The 5,048-nt window shown below is 44.8% G+C and carries 6 protein-coding genes; 5 read left to right on the forward strand and 1 reads right to left on the reverse strand.

Features of this window, described 5'->3' with window-relative positions; translation table 11 throughout:
- Positions 1–118, reverse strand: a 118-nt coding sequence (locus tag F6K20_RS40840) for a permuted SH3 domain-containing protein (RefSeq protein WP_502708869.1), incomplete at its 3' end; no start/stop codon positions are given.
- Positions 119–441: 323 nt separating this feature from the next.
- On the opposite strand from F6K20_RS40840, the gene F6K20_RS23740 reads away from it, so the two are divergent.
- From F6K20_RS23740 to F6K20_RS23760, 5 genes are all read left to right on the forward strand, one after another.
- Positions 442–732, forward strand: a complete 291-nt coding sequence (locus F6K20_RS23740; protein ID WP_287257401.1) for a hypothetical protein — start codon at positions 442–444, stop codon at positions 730–732.
- 101 nt (positions 733–833) lie between these two features.
- Positions 834–2,324, forward strand: a complete 1,491-nt coding sequence (locus tag F6K20_RS23745; RefSeq protein ID WP_287267324.1) for an ABC transporter substrate-binding protein — start codon at positions 834–836, stop codon at positions 2,322–2,324.
- Complete coding sequence (locus F6K20_RS23750; protein ID WP_044494051.1) at positions 2,239–2,865, forward strand: ABC transporter substrate-binding protein; 627 nt, start codon at positions 2,239–2,241, stop codon at positions 2,863–2,865. Before F6K20_RS23745 ends, F6K20_RS23750 begins: the two co-directional genes overlap by 86 nt.
- A gap of 285 nt (positions 2,866–3,150) precedes the next feature.
- Positions 3,151–4,434, forward strand: coding sequence for a pentapeptide repeat-containing protein (locus F6K20_RS23755; protein WP_008187283.1), 1,284 nt, complete (start codon positions 3,151–3,153; stop codon positions 4,432–4,434).
- Positions 4,435–4,528: 94 nt separating this feature from the next.
- The coding region (locus F6K20_RS23760) for a glycosyltransferase family 2 protein (RefSeq protein ID WP_287296250.1) at positions 4,529–5,048 on the forward strand (520 nt) is incomplete at its 3' end.

Consider the following 5,048-nt stretch of genomic DNA (forward strand, 5'->3'; position numbering starts at 1 on the left):
CCGACGTTACCTCTACCTTTGTTAAGGCCTCTAGCCCCAGTGTTACACTGCGTTTTTGAACCTTGCCTTGAGTATCCCGTACCCACACGAAGGCATTAGCTCCAGAATTTTGAATCACGTCCGTGTCTTGACACTCTTCCGTGATCCGAAGTTCCCTGATAAGAAGTCTTGATGCAAAGTGCGACTGGGGGAAACCCCGGTATTAAGGCGCTGCATTGCTTTTTATATCAATCCTAGGTTTACATATAAACTAAAAATGCTAGAGCAGTATTGAAATAGTTTTTTTACTGTTGATTAAAAAAAACCTGGACTAAATCTTACTGAAACAGTATAGCCTGATTACCGCTGGGTTTGTTGATAAAGTCTCTGTTTCTAGACTCTACAAGAGCGCAAAGCATAAAAAAGGATTATAATTCAACTACTAATCACCAAGATTTTCTGATGGCTGACATCACACTAGGAGATTTAATTACATTGATTTTCCGAGAGATCACTGACACATTGGAAGAAACAAGTGATCGGGGTAGTGATCGCGGTGGTGAACCATTGAAGTTACAGGTCACTGATGTGGATGTTGAGATTCCTGCCAATCTACGGCTGCAAACTGACCCCCAGTCTTTACCAGAAAAGTCAAATAGAGTGATAGTTACAATGCCATCAGCTCGTGAAATAGAACCAGTTGGTAGTAATGGTCGTATCGGAATCACTATCACTACTGAAGACAAAAGCTAAAGGATAAACTATTGCATGTATAGCAGTTATCAATTGGGTGAGGTACCCCACCCTTGGAGTGACGCGGGAGTAGGGAAGTCAGAAGAGGGAACTTGGGATCGATGAGTAATGATGAGTCAGTAACAGAGGATAACCAAGAATGGCAGCTGGCAGAATTGGTGGATGCGATCGCATCGGAAATTGACTATGCGGAAGATACTCTCTCCCTCAAATCCTATGCTCGTGGTAAGTCTTTGGCTATCAAACAGCTAAACCTGGATTTGGAAGTAACAGTGCGCCGTGGTCAAGATCGAGAAATTTGGTTTCGGACGGTTGTTGATCCCAAGGAAAATGGTGGTACTGTTCTCAAATTGGATTTTACCCAAGTACTACAGAGTCAGTTGCATGGGGTACATAAGCCCCTAGATCGACCAGTAGATAACCGTCCTCTGGCTACGTTACCAGATATTACTGATGCTGAGATCAAACAACTAAATGCGATCGCAATTTACTCCGTTGATGACCTAGATCGCTACACCCAAACCCCAGCAATGATCGCCGAAGTTAGCCGCAAAACTGATCTTCGAGAAGCACGGATTCGGATGTGGCGACAACTGCCATTTTTGACTGAAGTGAAACCAGCCAAATCACCGCCAGGGAGTAGTGTGGTGATTGAAGGGGGTAATTTCGGTTCTGTGCCTTCACCCGATGCTCTAGTTTTGTTTCAGGGTCAGCCAGCCCAAATCATCAGTTGGAGTGAGTCCCGCCTGAGTGTGATTATGCCCCAAGTCACGGGTGTTGGTGTGCTATTTGCTGTGATTAATGGTCAAACGACCAATACTCTTCCTTGGGAAGCCACTACCATTGATTTATTGGTGCGTGACATTATCCTAAATCCGCCATTACCAGTAGCAGGGGATTTAATTACATTAGAAGCAGATCTAATTAATCAAGGAAGTAGCCCTTCCGGTTCTTTCCAAGTTGAGTGGACTATTAATAATCTATCTGACCTTAGTCCCCATGGCACCTTACAACCAAATCAGCGATCGCAAGACAGCAGCATTCGTCATCAACTTAGGTTTAAGGCTGGCTTCCATATGATCCGCTTCACGGCTGATCCACAACAACAACTCGCCGATATCAACCCAAGCAACAGCACCTTTACCAAAAAGATTTGGGTCAAATCGCGCCAAGAGCTTACCATTGCTGATTTTCGTCCGATTAAGACCCTTGACCCTTTGCTCAACCCAAACCTAGGACCAGCAGATGTATTGAGTCTGGTGTTCCGGGGTTTATGTCGTTTTAATTCCTTACGTGGGTTGCTGGTTCCCGATCTTGCTGTCAAGTGGAAGCTAGAAACTGTAGACAAAATCACTAAAATTCTTTATTTCCAGCTTCATGACAACCTACGTTTCCACGATGGCACCCCTCTAACGGTTGCTGATGTTGAGTTCACTTATCAGGTACTACGGAAAATTGACTCACCCTGGCGCAAACTGGTTTTGACAAGCATCAGGGATATCAAAAGTGGTAGATCAAAAAACCATTGCGTTTACATTACAGTCTGCCTCTCAAAGGTTACCCTCTCAATCCCATCCCCTCAGGGAAATTGATTCCATTGAGCCTAGGGATTCCCATCCCTTAGCAATCGACCCAGGCCCGGTAGCTAAACCTCCTATTCATCCCCAACTTTTAACTTTGGGAATTGTACCGCGCCATTGTTATGGTACAAAACACTTTGGGATAAAGCCGATTGGGACTGGACCATTCCAAGTTGAGACCTTCGGTTCTAGTGGCATCCAGTTGAGTGCTTTTCCAGACTATTGGCAAGGCACACCACGATTTGATCAAATTGTCATTCCCGTCATCTGTGATCACAAACAGCTGCTCGATATGGTGCTAGGCCATAAAGTCACTGCAGCGGTGCTCCCTTACTCAAAAGACCTGGCACAGACCTTGAGGGAAAACAAAGAATGGACTGTCGTGCCTCTTACCCAATCTCAGCCACAGTTACTACAAGTACAATCGACTAGGATTCAGGAACGGATGCCCAACCCTTTCAATACAAACTGGAATGCTCATCTGTGGTACAGCACTTCTCCATCGGGTGAGGTACAAAGTTCTGGGTTGGAGGGAGTAGGGAGTAGGGAGTAGGGAGTAGGGAGTAGGGAGTAGGGAGTAGGGAGTAGCAATGCAGTATGCTCTTGGGAACCCAGATAACTATGAGTAACGCTATATAAAGTTACAGATTATTATTGCTCCCGCTTGGATTTAGATAACGTACAAAATAAAATTTAACACAAGTCAAGTCTACCGGATTTCACTTGAAAATTTGCTAATCTGTTGAGGTGCAAATCACCTAAAAAACGATCCGAGTGTCTAAGAGCTGTATTATTTTGTAATGTTGCTTGACCTTGAGCTTATTTTGATGGGAATACCATGACTAACTTGCCTGAGCCTGTGCCACCCAATCAGCCTGAACATAGTAACAACGGTACCGCCAAGAACTCAGCCAATGGTAATTCACCACCATCTCCTCCCCAAACTCAAGAGGAGCAACATTTATCTACCCTGCCGTTGTCAAACCTACCCAATAAACCAACTATTGGATCAGTTAGTCCTGCCAATCGCTCCCTAAGCCTAATTATTCTCAGTGCGATCGCTATCATGATTTTTGGGGTAGTGATTGATAACCTCTGGATTGGGATATCCGGAGCTATTGTGGCGTTGCTGGTTTCACTGCCAGTGATTTTACCGGTTCTCAAACAATGGCTTACTGATTTGTTGCCACCACCACAAAGAATCAAAGTTATTGCCTCGATCGGAGTGGTAGCAGCAATAAGTGGCTTACTGAAATTTCTTGGTGTTTACCAAAACATCAGCAATTGGTTAGTTCAAATTAAATGGGATGAATTTGGGTCATGGGCTGAGTGGGTTGGTGCTTTGGGACAGATTTTGATTGCCGTCCTAGCAGTATTCATTGCTTGGCGACAATATGTCATTTCCAAAGACTTGACCATCCAGCAAAATATGATTACTCAGCAGCAAACCATTGATGCTTACTTTCAGGGAGTTTCAGATCTAGCCTTAGATGATCAGGGATTGCTAGAAGATTGGCCCCAAGAGAGGGCATTTTGCGAAGGAAGAACTGCTGCGATTCTCAGTAGTGTGGATGCCCATGGGAAAGCCAAAGTGCTCAGATTTTTGTCCCAAGCCCGTTTACTAACTCCCCTCAGACGGGATAATCATTTAGGACGCCCCATGTTGGATGGGTATGGAGGATACCAAGAAGACCGAGTTTATGGTATAAGAGTTATTGACCTGAATGTAATGTTAGCTGGATCAGACCTGAGTGGTACAGATTTGCGTTGGACAGAACTCGGTGAAGCTAATATGGTCAGAGCGAATCTGAGTTTCTGTGACTTAGTGCAAGCGAATCTATCCCGCACTGTTTTATATGAAGCCAACCTCACTGGTGCTGACCTCAAGGGAGTCCGCCTATTTTATGGTTCAGTAGAAACTGCCAGTCCCCGCAGTCGTACCCATCCCCCTGACTATCGCACTGGAGTTTACACCGGTGCAGTAGTCGAAAATGTTAACTTCACCGGTGTCCAGCGGATGGATGAAAAGCAGCACTACTATTGCTGTGCTTGGTGCGGTGAAAAGTCAAGAAAAACAATCCCCGGTGGTTGTCAGGGAATTCCTAATAAATTAGGGCGTTAGAAGGTCGTCTGTCAGAATGCAGAATGTAGAATGCGCGAATGTAGAATTCTACATTCTGCATTCTACATTCTTAATTCAAAAATGTTGAAGAACGATGAACCCAACCTATTCCCTGGTTATTCCTGTATATAACGAGGAAAACAGTATTTTAGAACTGTACCGACGCATCAGTACAGTAATGGATCAGTTGGGGGAGGCGGAGTTAATTCTAGTGAATGATGGCAGTTGCGATCGCTCTCTAGAGCTGATGCGAGACCTTCATCAAAAAGACCCAAGGGTATGTTACCTAAGTCTTTCCCGTAACTTTGGTCATCAAATTGCTGTCACTGCCGGTCTAAATTTTGTGCGGGGTCAAGGGATTATTGTCCTAGATGCTGATTTACAAGACCCACCAGAGATCATCCCAGTGCTAGTCGAAAAATGGCAGCAGGGTTATCAAATTGTTTATGCTCAGCGCACCCAGAGACGTCGTGAAAGTTGGTTAAAGCGCTTTCCGGCTTACCTATTTTATCGCTTACTGCGCCGTCTGGCCAATGTCGAGATTCCCATAGATACGGGGGACTTTTGTTTAATGGATCGACGGGTGGTTGATGTACTCAATGCCATGCCAGAAA

This window comes from Moorena sp. SIO2C4, assembly GCF_010672485.1.
GTDB classification, from domain to species: domain Bacteria; phylum Cyanobacteriota; class Cyanobacteriia; order Cyanobacteriales; family Coleofasciculaceae; genus Moorena; species Moorena producens.